This window comes from Mycobacterium sp. P4_H6 (assembly GCF_056400845.1).
The window spans coordinates 1-17104 of record NZ_JBFUKN010000076.1 but is presented as its reverse complement, the minus strand read 5'-3'; the positions used below and the strand labels follow the sequence as shown (position 1 = coordinate 17104).

Genomic DNA, 17104 nt, shown 5'->3' with positions numbered 1-17104 from the left:
TCACACGAATTCTGCGAGATCACGTGCAATAAGTGGCCACTCGGCGTATGCGCTAGTGCGCGAAATGCCGTGCGCCGGTGAGGTACAGCGTGATCCCCGCCGCCGTTGCCGCCGCGGTCACCTCGTCGTCGCGCACCGATCCACCCGGATGCACGACCGCCTTCACCCCGGCGTCGATCAGCGTCTGCAGACCGTCCGGGAACGGGAAGAACGCATCCGAGGACGCCACCGCGCCCTGGGTGCGCTCACCGGCCCGCTCCACCGCCAGCCGCGCGGCGTCCACCCGGTTCACCTGTCCCATGCCGACGCCGACGGTGGCGCCGTCCTTGGCGACCACGATGGCGTTGGATTTCACCGCGCGGCCCGCACGCCAGGCGAAGACCAGATCGGCCAGCGTCGCCGGGTCGGCCGGGTCCCCGGTGGCCAGCGTCCAGTTGTTCGGATCGTCGCCCTCGGCGTCGAGTGCGTCGCGCTCCTGCACCAGCAGCCCGCCGCTGATCGGCCGCAAATCGACAGCAGCACCCTCCGGCTCGGCGGCCACCAGGATGCGGATGTTCTTTTTCTTGGTCAGCGCCTCCACCGCACCGGGCGCATAGGCCGGCGCGACGATCACCTCGGTGAAGATGTCGGCCACCGTCTCGGCCATCTCCACGCTGACGGTGGTGTTGGTGGCGATCACTCCACCGAAGGCGGACAACGGATCACACGCGTGCGCCTTGGCGTGCGCATCGGCGACCGACTCCGAGGACACCGCGATACCGCACGGGTTGGCGTGTTTGATGATCGCCACACAGGTCTGCTCGTGGTCGAACGCGGCCCGCCAGGCGGCGTCGGCGTCGGTGTAGTTGTTGTAGGACATCTCCTTGCCGTGCAACTGCTCGGCCTGCGCCAGGCCCGGCCAGCCGGAGTCGTCGCGGTACAGCGCGGCCTTCTGGTGCGGGTTCTCGCCGTAGCGCAGCACCGCACTCCGGCGCGAGGTCGACCCCACCCAGCGCGGCAGCTCCGCGTCGCCCTCCTCGGGGGCGAGCACCGAGACCATCCAGCCCGCCACCGCCACGTCGTACTCGGCGGTGTGCTGGAAGGCCAACGCCGCCAGCTTCTTCCGCTCGGCCAGGGTGAATCCGCCGGCACGCACCGCGGCCAGCACACCGTCATACCCGAGCGGGTCGACGACCACGGCGACGCTGGGATGGTTCTTCGCGGCCGCCCGCACCATCGACGGGCCGCCGATGTCGATCTGCTCGACGCACTCGTCGGGCCCGGCGCCCGAGGCCACCGTCTCGCTGAACGGGTACAGGTTCACCACCACGAGTTCGAAAGGCGCGATACCCAGTTCGGTCAGCGCCGCCTCGTGCTCGGGCTTGCGCAGGTCGGCGAGCACACCGGCGTGCACCTTCGGGTGCAGCGTCTTCACCCGGCCGTCGAGCACCTCGGGGAAACCGGTGACATCCTCCACCGGAGTCACCGGGACACCGGCTCCGGCAATGGTTTTCGCGGTCGAGCCGGTGGAGACGATGCTCACGCCCGCCTCGTGCAGTCCGCGGGCCAGGTCCACCAACCCCGTCTTGTCGTACACACTGATCAACGCACGCCGGATCGGCCGCTTGTCACTCATCCCAGAATCGCCTTTCGTCCGGTCCAGGTCACACCGCGCGTCGCCAGCGCGGCCAGCACGTCCACCAACAGTCGTCGTTCGACGTCCTTGATGCGTTCGTGCAATGTCTCTGCGGTGTCATCCTCGTACACCGCCACGGCCTCCTGCGCCAGGATCGGCCCGGTATCCACCCCGCTGTCGACCAGGTGCACGGTGCACCCGGTCACGCGCACGCCGTAGTCGATGGCATCGGGTACCGCATGCGCACCGGGGAAGGCGGGCAGCAGCGCCGGATGGGTGTTCACGATCCGGCCTTCGAAGCGCGAAAGGAATTCCTGCCCAAAAATTTTCATGAAACCCGCGCTGACCACCAGGTCCGGTGTGTGCTGCGCGACGGCCTCGGTCAGCGCGGTATCCCAGGCGGCGCGATCCGGATGATCGCCCAGGCGCACCTGAAACGACGGGATCGACGCCTCGGCCGCGACCTCGAGCGCCGGGCAGGCCCGATCGGCCCCGACGGCCACCACCCGCCCCGGGTAGTCGCCGGCGGCGGCCTCCAGCAACGAAGCCAGCAGCGATCCGGTACCCGAGGCCAGGACCACCAGCCGGGCCGGCGCGGTCGCCGGTACGCGGAGTGGTCGCTGCTGCACCCGCAGCAGCCTAGTCGTCCTGATCGCGCGGCTTTTCAGCGGTCGCGCCGGGAAGATCGCCGTCGACCATGAAGTGCTCCTCGGGGTCCAGCAGCGGGTCGTCGTGCACCTCGGCGGGCGGCGGCGGTGTGCCGAGTTCGAAGGACTCGGCGTGCTCGGGCAACTCGGCCTGCGCATCGAGCAGCACGATATCGGTGATCGCGTCCTCCTCCCCGAAATCGTCCTCGTACTCGGGTTCTGGTTCGGGGGTCGGAGCCGGGACCGGTTTCACCCGCTTCGGCCTGCGCACCAGGCCGCCGGCCATCACGACCGTCAGCCCACCGATGGACAGGAACCACAGGAACACCGCGGGCCCGAAGGTGACCTGATCGACGCCGACGTCGCCGAAGTTACCGAGCCGCCCGCCACCGGCGTATCCGAGCAGCGCCATGGTCAGCGCGGCCACCAGGGCGGCCACCGCGAGCTTCGCGGCGGCGGTCGGCCAGGGCACCGCCCGGCGCGCACACTGCTGGCCCAGCGCCACCGCCGAGACCGCGGCCACGATCAGCAAGGCCACCCAGATCGGGCCCAGCGGCGGTGTGGGCACCGCGGCGAGCACCGGCACGGCCGGGATGTCGCCGCCCAGCACGGTGAAGGAACTGAAGTTGGCCAGCCCGATGTGGGCGCTGGAACCCACCGCGACGGCGGCCGTCCCGACCAGCACGTTGGGGATGTAGAGCACCGAGAGCAGGGCCAGGCTGAACTGGCCGAACATCGAGTCGGTGATACCGAACAGGTCGTGCATGGTTCCCCAGTGCACGACGATCGAGCCGGCGGCCACCACACCGGACAGGCCGAGCAACGCCAGCACCCCGGCCGCGGCGGCCCGCAGCGACTCGGGCAGCCAGTGCGGCACCCACGACAAGGTGAGCAGACGGCCCGCCATCGCGACGCCGATCAGCGCGCCGATGGCGTGCACCGCGAGCACCCCGGCGAACGCCCGCGAGGCGTCGGGGGTCTGCAGTTCGGTGATCACCGAGGCCGCGTCGTGGATGACGGCCAGCGCCAGCGCCGCGATGAGCAGCGGCCCGCCCAGCGCCGACGCGACCACCCAGCGGATGACGAACCAGGAGGACCGTGACGCCGCGGCCGCGGTGGTGCGCGCGGTGCCCCACACCATCAGCAGCACCGGCAGCAGCGGCATCACACCGAGTTCGCGGCCGCCGATGGAGACCGGAACCTGGTGCACGCCCAGCCACATGCTGGCGATGGCGCCGAACGCGCCGGTCATGTCGCTGTTGGCGATGAGCAGCTGGATCAGCGTCACCGCCGCGATCACGCCGAGCGCGACGACCGACGGCCCGAACGCGACCCTGAGCAGGTCGCGAGCCTGTCGGGTACCGACTGACCGGTTGTCCACCACTAGCTGGGTCGCTCCTCGCGCGCGTCGGCGCATCCGACGTCCGGGTGCGCGACGCCCAGACTACGACGAGGGCGTGCCGGACTGCGGTGAGGACTCGGGGTGGCTCGGCGGTGTCGCGGCCGACTGCGACGGAACCGCGGCGGTCGGCGCCGAGGAACCCTGCGGCTCATATCCCGTCGCTTCGCTCGCCCTGGACGGCTGACCGAACGCCGGGAAACCGGTGGGCGGCGTCGGCGGCCCGTTGTGCGAACCGGGGGCACCGGCGGCGGACTGGAATCCACCGGTGTTCGGGGCGCCCTGGTAGCCGTACTGCGACGGGTAACCGGGACGCTGCTGCTGCGGCTGATGGGTCGGGGCGCCGTACTGCTGCTGGCCGCCGGGCTGGCCGTAGTACGGCGCGCCGTACTGGCCGTAGGGCTGCTGCTGCTCGTAGCGGGGCTTGGGCGCCGGCGGCGAGAGCACACCCGCGTCGAACAGCAGTGCGGCGATGGAGGCACCGGTCTGCAGCAGTGTGGTGGCGATGACCAGGTACAGCCCCCAGCCGATGGACAGCCCGGCCGGGGCGTTGATGACCTCGGCCAGCACCAGCAGGAAGGACAGCGTGGACGCGACGGCGACCAGACCGGTACGGGCCTTCTGCTTGGGCAGCAGACCGACACCGGCCAGCAGCGCGGCGAGCACCGAGGCCGCGACCGCCAGGCCGAGGCCCGGGGTGCTGCCGCTGGCGCTGCCGAACTGCGGGAAGTCCGAGTTGCTGATGGTGAGCAACGGACCGAAATTGAACGCGTAGGTCGCCAGACCGAACACTGCGACGGCAGCGGTCAGGTAGACAGGCAGCTTGCTGGGGCCTACCTCTGCGGGCTCGCCGTACTGCTGGGTGGGCGCGTACTGGTTGCCCTGCTGGGCAGGCGGATATCCGGGGTTACCGGGCGGGTAAGTCATGACTCTCCTGTGTGAGCGATTTCGAACCCACGCTAGCGCACCCTGCTGGGCGGCGGCTCAGGCCGATACGAGCACCGGAGCGTCCGGAGCCGTCTGATCGGCTGCCTCGATTTCCCGGACCAGCGGCAGCACTTTTTGCCCGAAGTACTCGATTTCCTCCTGGAAGTGGAGGAAGCCGCCCAGGATGAGGTCCACGCCGCGTTTGCGGTACGCCGCGATCCGCTCGGCGATCTGTTCCGGGGTCCCGATGAGTTGGGTGCGGAATCCGTCGTTGTATTGGACGAGATCCTCGAAGGACGAGTCCGCCCACATTCCCTTCTTGTCCCCGGTGGAACTGCCGGCCTGCTGCACGGCGCCGCGGAAGCCCTCGACGGCCGGCTTGTTGGCCTTCTCGATGATCTCGCGCAGGGTGTCGCGGGCTTCCTTCTCGGTGTCGCGGGCGATGATGAACCCGTTCAGCCCCACCTTGACCTCGCGCCCCACGGTGCGGGCATGGTCGCGCACCTCCACCACCTGCTCGGTGATGCCGGCGAAGTCCTTGCCGTTGGAGAAGTACCAGTCCGAGTACAGGCCGCCGTTGCGGCGCGCGGCGGTGGAGTTGCCGCCCTGGAACAGTTCCGGGTTGGGACGGTCGGCGGTGTTCAGCGGCTTGGGCTTCAGCGTGAAGTCGTGGATGCGGTAGAAGTCGCCGCGGAAATCCACGTCATCCTCGGTCCAGATCTTGCGCAGCACCTGCAGGAACTCCGCGCTGCGTCGGTAGCGCTCGTCGTGTTCCAGCCATGGCTCGCCCAGATGGGTGAACTCGTCCTTGAACCAGCCGGACACCACGTTGACGGCGAACCGGCCGTTGCTCAGATGGTCGGCCGTGGCCCCCAGCTTGGCCAGCACCGCGGGCTGCCACAGGCCCGGATGCACCGCGGCGATCACCTTGAGGCGTTCGGTGGCCAGCAGCAGCGCCAGGCTGAAGCTGGTCGACTCGTGCTGGTACTCGGCGCCGTAGCTGGCTTCGTAGCGCACCTGGGACAGCGCGTACTCGAACCCGTTGTTCTCCGCGGTCTGCGCCAGCTTCTTGTTGTACTCGTAGTTCCAGTCGGTGCRCTGCTCGATATCGCTGGTCACCAGGCCGCCGCTGACGTTGGGCACCCAGTAGGCGAACGTGGTGTGGTCGGCGATGCGTTCGGTCGTCATGGGTGCCATGGCAGCAGCCCGGGCGCCCCTTCGTCACCAGTAACGATCGGGCTGAACGGAACGGCTTGCGGCCCGGCCTTGCGCTGGCGGACTAGAACACGTTCTAATTCTGGGCATGGACTACGGGCTCGTACTTTTCACCAGTGACCGCGGCATCGCCCCGGCGCCGGCGGCCAAACTGGCCGATGACCACGGTTTCACCACCTTCTACGTGCCCGAGCACACGCACATCCCGATCAAGCGGGAGGCGGCGCACCCGACGACCGGCGACGAGTCCCTGCCCGACGACCGTTACATGCGCACCCTCGATCCCTGGGTCAGCCTGGGCACCGCGGCCGCCGTGACCAGCCGGGTCCGGCTGTCCACCGCGGTGGCCCTGCCCGTGGAGCACGACCCGATCACGCTGGCCAAGTCGATCGCGACGCTGGATCACCTTTCCGGGGGGCGCGTCAGCCTGGGCGTCGGATTCGGCTGGAACACCGACGAATTGGCCGACCACAAGGTCCCGCCGGGCCGCCGCCGCACCATGCTGCGCGAATACCTGGAGGCGATGCGCTCGCTGTGGACCGAGGAAGAAGCCTCCTACGACGGTGAATTCGTGAACTTCGGCCCGAGCTGGGCGTGGCCCAAGCCGGTGCAGTCACACATCCCGGTACTGGTCGGCGCGGCGGGCACCGAGAAGAACTTCAAGTGGATCGCGAAGTCGGCCGACGGCTGGATCACCACCCCGCGCGACTTCAACATCGATGAGCCGGTGAAGCTGCTGCAGGACACCTGGGCCGCGGCCGGCCGCGAGGGCGCCCCGCAGATTGTGGCGCTGGACTTCAAGCCGGATCCCGAGAAGCTGGCCCACTGGCGCGATCTCGGCGTCACCGAGGTGCTGTTCGGGCTGCCCGACAAGCCCGAGGCCGAGGTCGGCGCCTACGTGGAACGGCTGGCGGGCAAGCTCGCCCAACTGGTCTGAGCTAGGCCAGGGACGCCTGGTTGATGCCGTCCTCGGTGGACTTCACCTCGATGCGCGCCCCCAGCGGATCACCGTCGGACATCAGCGCCACCAGCGCTTCGTCGGTGCTCAGCGCCATGAACCGGGAGTTGTCGGCCTCCAGCCGGCCGATGATGACGCCGGTGGTCTCGGGCCAGTCGTAGCGCACCGAGTACGTCTCGATGACGCCTGTGCCGTCGGCGTCGCGCGTGACGGGCACCGTGGGCAGCGCGGCAATCTCGGCCTGCCGCGCCTTGCTGTCGTCGGCTTTCCACTCGGCGGGTGTGGTCGAGTACACCCCGACCGAATACTTGCTCATCACACCACCGTTGGCGCCGACGAGGCCGAATGCGCCCGGCTGGGCCCGCATGTGGGCGACCGTCTCGGCGATGCCATGGACGGAGTAGCTGTTGCCCGGGCCGCCGAAGTACGGAAGCCCGCCGGTCAGGGTGAGGCCGCGCGGATCATCGGTCGCCAGCCCGGTCGAATCGCAGACGGAGAACACCGGGAACGGGAAGCAGCTGTACAGGTCGAAGGTGGACACCTCGGCCAGGCCTATTCCGGCCACCCGAAGCGCCTCTGCCACAGCTTTTTCCGCAGAGAAGCTGGCGCTGAGGTCCTCACGGTCGAGCAGCTGCTGCTCCACCATGTCGGCGTGTCCGTGCAGGTACACCCATTTGTCCTCGGGCACCGAGAGTCTGCGGGCCGCGGCCACCGACATGATCAGCACGGCGGCACCTTGGTTCACCTGATCGCGGGCCACCATCAACCGGGGGTAGGGATCGCAGATCATCCGGTTCTCGGCGGTCACGGTGAGCAGTTCGTCGACGGAGCGTTGCACCGGAGACGACGACAGCGGGTTCCGGGCGGCAACTTCGGAGAACGGCGCGAACAACTCGGCCATGTCTCGGCGGTAGTCGTCCACCGTCGCGCCGAGGCGGGCCCGGCGCGCATTGTCCAGCAGACCGTATTGCACCGGCGCACCGGTCAATCCGTGCTTGGCGGTGTACTCGTTCATGTACTGATCGAAGCCGTACCCGCGGTCCTCGAGTTGACCGCCGACCTGTTCGGAGTGATCGGGTAAGGCATCACGGCCGGCGAAATAGCGCAGCGTGGAACCGTTCTCGGAGCCGAGCACCAGCACCACCTCGGCATCCCCGGCCGCGATGGCACCGGAGAACTCGGTCACCACCTTCTGCGATCCGTGCCCGCCCAGCGGTTCGAGCACCGCGCGGGCCGGGTCGGCGCCGATGCGAGCGGCGACCGAACGCGGGTAGTTGTCCGAGCACCCCAGCGGCGCTTCGGAGAACGGTGTGCAGATCTCGAACTGCCGGAGCGCGACGAAGACCTCGATCGCCTCGGCCACCGCGGATACGTCGGCGCCGGTGTCGGCCAGCGCGGCCCGCACCGCCTCGGTGGCCAGCTCGACCGACGACATCCCTCGATAGTCCGGCGCGTCGACGCGCTCGGTGAACTGTCCGACACCGACGATCACCGGCGTACGCGGATCCACCATTACAGGCCTCCTGACACGTGTTAGTTCGTCAGGCTAACCGATTGAACTCAAGTAGCAAAAATACACCAACCTTGTTGTACAACTCGATTGACGTACATCAACACGAGCGTATGATTGTCTGATGAATTGGACCGCCCGGCCGATGTCCCTGGTGGTCGGTGGCGTGGTGCCGCCGGAGAACGTGGTCGGCCGCGTCCGTGAAGAGCAGGAGATCCTGTCCAGCCTGGCCCACGGCGGTGCGGCCCTGGTCGGCGACCGCCGCCACGGTAAGACCTCCCTGGCCCGCCTGGTCGCCCACACGGCGCGGCAGCGCGGGCTCACCGTGGTCTCGGTCAGCGCCGAACGCCAGACCTACGCCGAATTCGTCACCGCCCTGGCCGGCGAACTCGGACGGATCGACAGCGCCTTGCGCCAAGAGGTCGAGCGCTGGAAGGTCGCGTTCGGCACCGGGCCGGTGCGTTTCGAACGCGCCCAGGCCGGGGCCGCCCTCGACGATCTGCTGCAGCGCGCGGTCGCCCGGGCCCGCAGCGGGCCCCTGGTGCTGTTCATCGACGAGGTGACCGTGCTGGCCCGGAATCTGGAGCGGGAAGGCGCCGGCGGTGGTGATGCCTTCCTGCACCTGCTGCGGCGATTCCGGCAGGACAACACCGGGCGGCTGGCCACCGTGCTGTCCGGGTCCATCGGCTTTCATCACGTCTCCGGCGACGCCCTGAGTTCGGTCAACGACATCCGCAAGGTCACCGTCGGCCCCATCCGCCATGACCACGCCACCTACCTGGCCGAGTGCCTCATGCTGGGCGCCCGGGTCGACGGCACCGATGCGCACCTGGTCGCCGAGTCCATCGCCGCCACCGCCGAGAACGTGCCGTACTACATCCAGCATCTGGTCGCGGCGTCCGCGCGCACGGGCGGCCCCGTCCGCCCCGGCGACATCCCGGCGCTGCTGCGGGCCGCGGTGACCGACCCCCACGATCCGTGGGATCTGCGCCATTACCGCGACCGCTTGCGCAATTACTACGGCGACGACGCCGCGGCCATCGCCAACCTGCTGGACATCTACGCGCACGCGGCGGGACCCGTCAGTGTCGACACCGTGGCACACCTCCTGCGTTCAGAGGGGTCCACCATCGGCGATCGCGACCAGTTGGTGTCGTTCATCGAACGCCTGGAGCAGGACCACTATCTGCGCCGGGCCGGCGACGAGGACTGCTTCGCATCGGGATTGGTGCAGTCCGCCTGGCTGGCCATGCGGAGGTGACGGTGAGCATCCTCTTCTCGCCCGGCACCGTGGACCCCGGTGAACTGGATGCCCGCACCGTCGGGCGCCGGCCCCTGCTCGAGCGACTCACCGACCGGATCATCTCGGCCGCCCGCGACGGCTCCCGGCCGCACACCTTGCTGATCGGTCCGCGCGGCAGCGGTAAGACGCACACCGTCGCGGTGGCGGTGCACCGTGCACTGTCCGACACCGCCACCGCCGAAAGCGTGCTGCCCCTGCGTCTTCCCGAGGACGCACTGGCGATCGGTCACTACGGCGACCTGCTCGTCGAGCTCATCCGGCCCTATCGACCGCAGGCCGGCGCGCTGCGCACCGAGGTGATCGAACTGGAGCGGGTGATCCTCGACATCGCCGACGGCAGGATGGTRCTGCTGGTCATCGAGAACCTGGACCGGGTGTTCGACGCGATCGGCGAATCCGGCGCGGGCAGCCTGCGCGCCTGGATCGAAACCGCCACGGCGGTATCGATTCTCGGCACCGCTCCGGCACTGTTCCCCGGCGTCGCGTCCCGCGCCCACCCCTGGTACGGCTCGTTCATCATCGAGGAACTCGACGATCTCACCGCCGCCGAGGGCGCCCAGATCATCGCCCGCAACCCTGCGCTGGCCGACTACGTCGGCACCCCCGAGGGACTGGCCCGGCTGGAGTCCATCTACGAATTCGCCGGCGGTTCGCCGCGGTTGTGGCAGACCCTCGCCGAGACCGCGGATGTCGCCGACCTGTCGGCGCTGGAGCCCGCCAAGGCCGTACTGCTGGACCGGTTGTCACCGGCATACCAGCAGCAACTCTGGCTCCTGCCCGCCGGCGAGCAGCGCCTGGTGGTGGAGCTGGCCCGCGGGCCCGGAGCCCGCACGGTCACCGATCTCGCTGCCGCGGTGGGTGTTTCGAACCAGTCGGCGGCCGCGGCGCTGGGGCGGCTGGCCGCGGCACACTGGGTGGACTCCGCCAAATCCGCTATCGGCGACCGGCGCGCCACCTGGTATGACCTCACCGATCCCCTGGTCCGTCACATCATCCGGTACCGCGAGGGCACCCATCTCACTTGACGGTCTTGTCACTTAGTGACACTGTGGAGATGTCACTAAGTGACACTCCATCGAGAAAGGACCTCGTGACCGACACGACGCACACCCCCGCGATCATTTCCGTCGAGGACTTCTTCAGCCCGCCCGAACGCGCCGGGGCCACGATCTCCCCCGATGGCACCCGCATCGCCTACCTCGCCCCGTGGCGGAACCGCCTCAACGTGTGGGTGCAGGACGTGGACGGTGAGCACGAGCCCCGCTGCGTCACCGCCGACGAGACCCGCAGCGTGTACTTCTACAGCTGGACCCACGATTCGCGGTGGCTGCTGTACATGCAGGACAGCGGCGGCGACGAGCACTGGCACGTGTACCGGGTGGACCCGGACGCGCCGGGCACCCCGGCCGTGGACCTCACCCCGTTCCCCCGGGTGCGCGCCTCCTACGAACTGCTCAAGGCCCGTCCCGGCAAGGCACTCGTCCAGCACAACGCGCGGAACGCCGAACTGGTCGACGCCTTCGAACTCGACATCGCCACCGGTGAGCTCACCCTGCTCGCCGAGAATCCCGGCACCGTCGTCAGCTGGATCGGCGGGCCCGGCGGTGACCTGTTCACCAACACTCTGACCGCCGAAGGCGATGTCGAGATATCGCAATGGGATTCGGCCACCCAGACGTTGCGGCGCATCCGGGTGTACGAGGGCAGGGACTATCCGCTGGGCATCCACCCCATCGCCGTCTCCCCCGATGGCACCGGCATCTGGCTGGGCTCCTATCAGGGCAGCGACCGGCTCCGGCTGGCCCGCGTCGACGTGGCCACCGGGGAGGAGACCGAGGTGCACAGTCACCCGACGCTCGACCTCGGCGCGCAGTTGGTGCTGCCCTCACCGTTCATCATCAGCGAGCGGACCGGGGAGCTGATCGGCGCTCGCTATTACGGTGAGCGACAGGTGATCCACGCCCTCGACGACGAATTCGCGGAGGTATTGCAGGCACTCACGAAGCTGTCCGACGGTGACCTGGCCGGCATGTCCTGCGATGACAGCGGGCAACGCTGGGTGGTCAATTTCAGCCATGACCGCGATCCGAACGCCACGTATTTCTACGATCATGGGACCGGTGCGAGCCGATTGTTGTTCCGGCCCTACCCGCATCTGGATCCCGCCGCGCTGGCCGAGATGAAACCGGTCACCGTCACCGCACGCGATGGGCTGGAGCTGCATTCGTATCTGACGCTGCCCGTGGGCGTGCCGCCGGAGAACCTGCCGCTGGTGCTGCTGGTGCACGGCGGCCCGTGGTCGCGGGACTGTTGGGGCTATCAGCCGGACGTGCAGCTGCTGGCCAACCGCGGATATGCGGTGCTGCAGGTCAACTTTCGTGGATCCACCGGCTACGGGAAGTCGTTCACCCAGGCCGCGATCGGCGAGTTCGCCGGCAAGATGCACGACGACCTGATCGATGCGGTGGACTGGGCGGTCAAGCAGGGCTTCGCCGACCGGGACCGGGTGGCCATCTTCGGCGGCTCCTACGGCGGATACGCCACCCTGGTCGGTGTCACGTTCACCCCGGACGTCTTCGCCGCAGCCATCGATTACGTCGGGATCTCCAGCCTGCCCAACTTCATGCGCACGCTGCCCGACGTCGGCCGCCGGTTCCTGGCCAACAACTGGAACCTCTACGTCGGCGACCCGAAGGATCCCGCGCAGGAGGCCGATATGCTGGCCCGCTCGCCGATCACCCGGGTCGATCAGATTCGCACCCCGCTGCTGGTGGTGCAGGGCGCCAACGACTCTCGCGTGGTGCAGGCCGAGTCCGACAACATGGTTGCGGCCCTGCGCGATCGTGGCGTCGAGGTCGAGTACATGGTCAAGGAGGACGAGGGACACGGATTCCTCAACCCGGACAACAACATCGACATGTACCACGCCGTGGAGAAGTTCCTGGCCAAGCACCTGTAAGACCCGGAACACGTAAAAGCCCCTGGAATCGCAGTGATTCCAGGGGCTTTTCGCGTGCTCGGTGCTTACAGGCCTGCCAGCAGCTCGCGCGCCTTGGCGGCGGTCTCCGACGGGGTCTTGCCGACCTTCACGCCGGCGGCCTCCAGAGCCTCCTGCTTACCGGCCGCGGTGCCCGCCCCGTCGGACACGATGGCGCCGGCGTGGCCCATCGTCTTGCCCTCGGGAGCGGTGAAGCCCGCGACGTAGCCGACGACCGGCTTGGTGACGTTGGCCTGGATGTAGGCGGCGGCCTTCTCCTCGGCGTCGCCACCGATCTCGCCGATCATCACGATCAGCTTGGTCTCGGGATCCTTCTCGAACGCCTCGATGGCGTCGATGTGGGTGGTGCCGATGACCGGGTCGCCGCCGATGCCGATGGCGGTGGAGAAGCCCAGATCGCGCAGTTCGTACATCATCTGGTAGGTCAGGGTGCCGGACTTGGAGACCAGTCCGATCGGGCCCTTGCCGGTGATGTTGTTCGGCGTGATGCCGACCAGCGACTCGCCGGGGGTGATGATGCCGGGGCAGTTCGGCCCGATGATGCGGGTCTTCTCGCCCTTCTCGACGTTGTAGGCCCACGCATAGGCGCTGTCCTGCACCGGGATGCCCTCGGTGATGACGACCAGCAGCGGGATCTCGGCGTCGATGGCCTCGATGATGGCGTCCTTCGAGAAGGCCGGCGGCACAAAGGCAATCGACACGTCGGCGCCGGTCTCCTTGATGGCCTCGGCCACCGAACCGAACACCGGCAACTCGATCTCGTTGCCGTCTTTGTCTTCGTGCTTGACCGTGGTGCCGGCCTTGCGGGCGTTGACGCCACCGACGATCTGGGTGCCGGCCTTGAGCATCAGCTTGGTGTGCTTGGTGCCTTCACCGCCGGTGATGCCCTGGACGATGACCTTGGAATCCTTGTTCAGGAAGATAGACATCTTTGTTGGCTCCCTTACTTGTTGGCCAGCTCGGCGGCCYTGTCGGCGCCGGCGTCCATGGTGTCGGCCTGGATGACCAGGGGGTGGTTTGCCTCATCGAGGATGCGACGGCCCTCTTCGACGTTGTTGCCGTCCAGGCGGACCACGAGCGGCTTGTTCGCACTGTCGCCGAGCTTCTTGAGCGCGCCGACGATGCCGTTGGCGACCGCGTCACAGGCGGTGATGCCGCCGAAGACGTTGACGAAGACGCTCTTGACCTGGCTGTCGCCCAGGATGACGTCCAGACCGTTGGCCATCACCTCGGCCGAGGCGCCGCCGCCGATGTCCAGGAAGTTGGCGGGCTTCACGTTGCCGTGACGCTCACCGGCGTAGGCGACGACGTCCAGCGTCGACATGACCAGGCCGGCGCCGTTACCGATGATGCCCACCTCGCCGTCGAGCTTGACGTAGTTGAGGTCGTTCTCCTTGGCCTTGAGCTCGAGGGGATCGGTGGCGTCCTTGTCCTCGAACTCGGCGTGGCCGGCCTGCCGGAAGTCGGCGTTCGCGTCCAGGGTGACCTTGCCGTCCAGCGCCAAGATCTGATCGTCGGGGGTGCGCACCAGCGGGTTGACCTCCACCAGGGTGGCGTCCTCGCCGATGAACACCTCCCAGAGCTTCTGGATGGTCACGGCCGCGGCGTCGAGCACCTCGGCGGGCAGGTGGCCCTTCTCGGCGATCTCACGCGCGAAGGCCAGATCGACACCCTTGACGGCGTCGACGGGCACCTTGGCGAGGCGCTCGGGCTTGGTGGCGGCGACCTCTTCGATCTCCATGCCGCCCTCGACCGAGCACATGGCCAGGTAGGTGCGGTTGGAGCGATCGAGCAGGAAGGAGATGTAGTACTCMTCGGCGATGTCACTGGCCTCGGCGACCAGCAGCTTCTTGACGATGTGGCCCTTGATGTCGAGGCCCAGGATGTTGGTGGCATGCTCCAGCGCGTCGGCGGGGGTGGCCGCGTACTTCACGCCGCCGGCCTTTCCGCGGCCGCCGACCTTGACCTGCGCCTTGACCATGACCGGCTTGCCGATTTCCTCGGCGATCGCCTTGGCGTCCTCGGCGGATTCGGTCACCCGGCCGGGCGTCGTGGGAACGTTGTGCTTGGCGAACAGTTCTTTCGCCTGGTATTCGAAAAGATCCATGAGCTTCCTAAGTTGCGTCGGTGCGAATGACTTATGAAGTGGGCCGCCGGACCGGCCGGAAGGCCGCGACAGGCTCGCTGGCACTGTATCCATCCCGGTGTCGACCGCCGTCATCGCCTACCGCTCATGTGGTACATCTCACCGGGGCCGCTTGGTGATACAAGTCACATTCACGGTGGGAATGCTCACTTAAGTTGCCACCAACATTGGGATTTGGTTAACGTGCCTACTGGTCTTGATAACGGACAGGTCACGACGCTAAGGACATTCCAGGTTGGCTGAGCACAGTTCGTCCCGAACCCTCAGGGGGACAGCGACGAAAGGGCTCTCTACCCAAAGTCCCGCGGAAGTCACCGACATCATCCCGTTCAACGAGTTCGGCGACCTCCATGACCTGGACTTTCGCGACAGTTCCGCGTTCGACAAAGAACAGCGTGTGATCGCCGCGCCCGAGCTCGACGACCTCCACGACACCGACGATCTGGTGCCGCTGCGGCTGGTCGTGCCCACCGAATTCCGGTCACAGACGACGCCGACCGGCGATGCCGGCAAGGATCTCGGTTCCTCGCACGCCTATCGCGATAGTCACACCGACCTCAGTGACGGCAACGCCCTGACCGACGTGATCGACATGCGCGGCACCCATCAGCGCAGCGGCGGCGCCCACCGCAAGCAGACCGTCGGCGCGGTCAAGAGCCGCCTGATGATCGCGGCCATGGCCGCCGGCGCGACCGCCTCCGGCGCGTACTCACTGAGCAACCCGGACACCACCCCGACCACCGACACGGTGCTGGCCGCGGACAACGCCCTCATCAACGGTGCGGCCATCAGCGGCTCCCCGGACGGTATGCAGATCGTCGCGGTGCAGCCGGTCGCCTCGGGCGCGATCCACGCCGAGGAGATCAACAAGGCCGCCGCATTCGCCCAGGAGCGCGCCGAGCGCGAGGCACGTCTGGCGCGTCCGCTGTTCGCGATGCCCACCAAGGGCGTGTGGACGTCCGGTTTCGGTTACCGCTGGGGTGTGCTGCACGGCGGTATCGACATCGCCGGTCCGATCGGCACCCCGATCATGGCGGCCAGCGACGGCGTCGTCGTCGAGGTCGGCCCGACGGCCGGTTACGGCGCGTTGGTGAAGCTGCGCCACTCGGACGGCACCGTGACGCTCTACGGCCACATCAACACCTGGTTGGTCAGCAAGGGCCAGCGCGTCATGGCCGGCGACCAGATCGCGACCATGGGCAACCGCGGTAACTCCACCGGCCCGCATCTGCACTTCGAGGTGCTGATGAACGGCTCCAACCGGATCGACCCGGTGCCGTGGCTGGCGCAGCGGGGGCTCAGCCCCGGCAACTACGTCGGCTAGAAAACGTACGTTGGGTGATGTGACCCCGGATCCACCCGCCGAGCCGTCGGCTGAACACCCTCGCATCATCCGCCGGACCCCCACCGGTTCCTTTCCCGCGCTCACCCCTCCCTCGCTGAGTGACGACCGCACGTCGTTTGTGCGTACCCCTGCCGAGACGGGACAAACCACCTACATCCCGCGCCCCATCCCGGTCGCGGTGCCCCCGCTTCGCACGCCGGGACCGGCCACCGCCATCGCGGCCGCTGTGCTGAGCATTCTGAGCGGGTGGGCCACCGCCGTCATCGCCACCGATCTGATCGCCGGGTGGTGGAACACCGATCTGTTGTTCTGCGTCGCCATCGGTTTCCTCACCGCCATCTCGGCGGCCGCCGGTATCGGTGGGTTGATCGCGCTGCTGCTGCAGCGCCGGATGGGTCGGCTGTTGATCGCCGTCGGTGCCGCCATCGCATTGCTCATCTTCGGCAGCCTGTTCCTCGCGGGCGCCAAACTGCATCCCGTGGTGTACGCGATGCCACTGCTGCYGGTCTCGGCCATCGTGCTCGCGCTGTTGCCGAGTACCCGGGACTGGACCCGGATCTAGTTAGAGCTTCTGCACCGGCGCGTGGTTGTGCATCAGCTTGACGCGTCCGGCGCTGCCGAAGTCGATCAGCGACATCGCCGACTCCCCCATCCCGGAGACCTCTTCGACGCGCCCGAGCCCGTACTTGTCGTGGGTGACCCGGTCCCCCGGTTCCAGCGTGATGATGGCCCGGTTGCGGGCCTTGGCCGGAACCGGCGCGGGCCGGGCACTGTCGGCGAACCGTCCCACCCGTGGAGCGCTCAACGCCGCCGACGGCGCCTCGACGCGGCGCCAGTTGATCAGGTCCTCCGGGATCTCGCGCAGGAACCGCGATTCCGGGTTGAGCATCGGCTGACCCCAGGAGGAGCGCACCTTGGCCCGGCTCAGGTACAGCCGCTGCCGGGCGCGGGTGATCCCGACGTAGGCCAGCCGGCGTTCCTCGGACAGCTCGGTGGGGTCTCCCAGTGCCCGCATGTGCGGGAACATGCCGTCCTCCCAGC

The 17104-nt window shown here is 68.1% G+C and carries 15 protein-coding genes; 6 read left to right on the top strand and 9 right to left on the bottom strand.

Translation table 11 applies throughout. From position 1 onward, the window contains the following. Nucleotides 1-52 precede the first annotated feature (52 nt). From purH to sfnG, 5 genes are all read right to left on the bottom strand, one after another. On the bottom strand, nt 53-1615 hold the full coding sequence (gene purH, locus AC1DTF_RS24765; protein ID WP_057168317.1) for a bifunctional phosphoribosylaminoimidazolecarboxamide formyltransferase/IMP cyclohydrolase: 1563 nt from the start codon (nt 1613-1615) through the stop codon (nt 53-55). Next, on the bottom strand, nt 1612-2244 hold the full coding sequence (gene purN / locus AC1DTF_RS24760) for a phosphoribosylglycinamide formyltransferase (RefSeq protein ID WP_057168318.1): 633 nt from the start codon (nt 2242-2244) through the stop codon (nt 1612-1614). Before purN ends, purH begins: the two co-directional genes overlap by 4 nt. A 10-nt stretch (nt 2245-2254) precedes the next feature. Further along, nucleotides 2255-3643 carry a cell division protein PerM gene (locus tag AC1DTF_RS24755; protein ID WP_477475992.1) on the bottom strand — a complete coding sequence of 463 codons (1389 nt, stop codon included), beginning with the start codon at nt 3641-3643 and terminating at the stop codon, nt 2255-2257. A gap of 63 nt (nt 3644-3706) precedes the next feature. Then, nucleotides 3707-4588: a DUF5336 domain-containing protein gene (locus AC1DTF_RS24750; protein WP_057168319.1), complete on the bottom strand. Its 882-nt coding sequence runs from the start codon at nt 4586-4588 to the stop codon at nt 3707-3709. Between the two features lie 57 nt (nt 4589-4645). After that, nucleotides 4646-5776 carry a dimethylsulfone monooxygenase SfnG gene (sfnG, locus tag AC1DTF_RS24745; protein WP_477475991.1) on the bottom strand — a complete coding sequence of 377 codons (1131 nt, stop codon included), beginning with the start codon at nt 5774-5776 and terminating at the stop codon, nt 4646-4648. 115 nt (nt 5777-5891) lie between these two features. Here sfnG and AC1DTF_RS24740 point away from each other — a divergent pair, with 115 nt between their 5' ends. After that, nucleotides 5892-6740 carry an LLM class F420-dependent oxidoreductase gene (locus AC1DTF_RS24740; RefSeq protein WP_057168320.1) on the top strand — a complete coding sequence of 283 codons (849 nt, stop codon included), beginning with the start codon at nt 5892-5894 and terminating at the stop codon, nt 6738-6740. Between the two features lies 1 nt (nt 6741). Here the strand turns inward: AC1DTF_RS24740 and AC1DTF_RS24735 are convergent, their stop codons facing one another. Beyond that, nucleotides 6742-8274 carry an acetyl-CoA acetyltransferase gene (locus AC1DTF_RS24735; protein ID WP_057168321.1) on the bottom strand — a complete coding sequence of 511 codons (1533 nt, stop codon included), beginning with the start codon at nt 8272-8274 and terminating at the stop codon, nt 6742-6744. 142 nt (nt 8275-8416) lie between these two features. On the opposite strand from AC1DTF_RS24735, the gene AC1DTF_RS24730 reads away from it, so the two are divergent. The 3 genes from AC1DTF_RS24730 (at nt 8417) to AC1DTF_RS24720 (ending at nt 12533) form a co-directional block, all read left to right on the top strand. Further along, entirely contained in the window at nt 8417-9532 is a 1116-nt protein-coding gene (locus AC1DTF_RS24730; RefSeq protein ID WP_477475998.1) for an ATP-binding protein, read from the top strand. A gap of 2 nt (nt 9533-9534) precedes the next feature. Further along, nucleotides 9535-10599 carry an ATP-binding protein gene (locus AC1DTF_RS24725; RefSeq protein ID WP_477475990.1) on the top strand — a complete coding sequence of 355 codons (1065 nt, stop codon included), beginning with the start codon at nt 9535-9537 and terminating at the stop codon, nt 10597-10599. Nucleotides 10600-10664: 65 nt separating this feature from the next. Then, the gene (locus tag AC1DTF_RS24720) at nt 10665-12533 is read left to right on the top strand and encodes a S9 family peptidase (protein WP_477475989.1); all 1869 of its coding nucleotides are present in this window, start codon (nt 10665-10667) and stop codon (nt 12531-12533) included. Between the two features lie 65 nt (nt 12534-12598). Here the strand turns inward: AC1DTF_RS24720 and sucD are convergent, their stop codons facing one another. Together sucD and sucC are read right to left on the bottom strand one after the other, a co-directional pair. Then, on the bottom strand, nt 12599-13501 hold the full coding sequence (sucD, locus tag AC1DTF_RS24715) for a succinate--CoA ligase subunit alpha (protein WP_057168323.1): 903 nt from the start codon (nt 13499-13501) through the stop codon (nt 12599-12601). Nucleotides 13502-13515: 14 nt separating this feature from the next. After that, entirely contained in the window at nt 13516-14679 is a 1164-nt protein-coding gene (gene sucC, locus AC1DTF_RS24710; protein WP_477475988.1) for an ADP-forming succinate--CoA ligase subunit beta, read from the bottom strand. A 274-nt stretch (nt 14680-14953) separates the two neighbouring features. Between sucC and AC1DTF_RS24705 the strand changes: the two genes are divergently transcribed. Both AC1DTF_RS24705 and AC1DTF_RS24700 read left to right on the top strand, forming a co-directional pair. After that, nucleotides 14954-16042, top strand: coding sequence for a M23 family metallopeptidase (locus AC1DTF_RS24705; protein WP_477475987.1), 1089 nt, complete (start codon nt 14954-14956; stop codon nt 16040-16042). Between the two features lie 10 nt (nt 16043-16052). After that, on the top strand, nt 16053-16625 hold the full coding sequence (locus AC1DTF_RS24700; protein ID WP_477475986.1) for a hypothetical protein: 573 nt from the start codon (nt 16053-16055) through the stop codon (nt 16623-16625). Here the strand turns inward: AC1DTF_RS24700 and AC1DTF_RS24695 are convergent. After that, nucleotides 16626-17104 (bottom strand): 3'-5' exonuclease (locus AC1DTF_RS24695; RefSeq protein ID WP_477475985.1); only part of this gene is annotated, 479 nt, incomplete at its 5' end.

Coding starts and splice junctions, on each gene's coding strand:
- purH (WP_057168317.1), bottom strand. CDS start 1,615: ATGAGTGACAAGCGGCCGATCCGGCGTGCGTTGATCAGTGTGTACGAC.
- AC1DTF_RS24750 (WP_057168319.1), bottom strand. CDS start 4,588: ATGACTTACCCGCCCGGTAACCCCGGATATCCGCCTGCCCAGCAGGGC.
- AC1DTF_RS24740 (WP_057168320.1), top strand. CDS start 5,892: ATGGACTACGGGCTCGTACTTTTCACCAGTGACCGCGGCATCGCCCCG.
- AC1DTF_RS24735 (WP_057168321.1), bottom strand. CDS start 8,274: ATGGTGGATCCGCGTACGCCGGTGATCGTCGGTGTCGGACAGTTCACC.
- AC1DTF_RS24730 (WP_477475998.1), top strand. CDS start 8,417: ATGTCCCTGGTGGTCGGTGGCGTGGTGCCGCCGGAGAACGTGGTCGGC.
- sucD (WP_057168323.1), bottom strand. CDS start 13,501: ATGTCTATCTTCCTGAACAAGGATTCCAAGGTCATCGTCCAGGGCATC.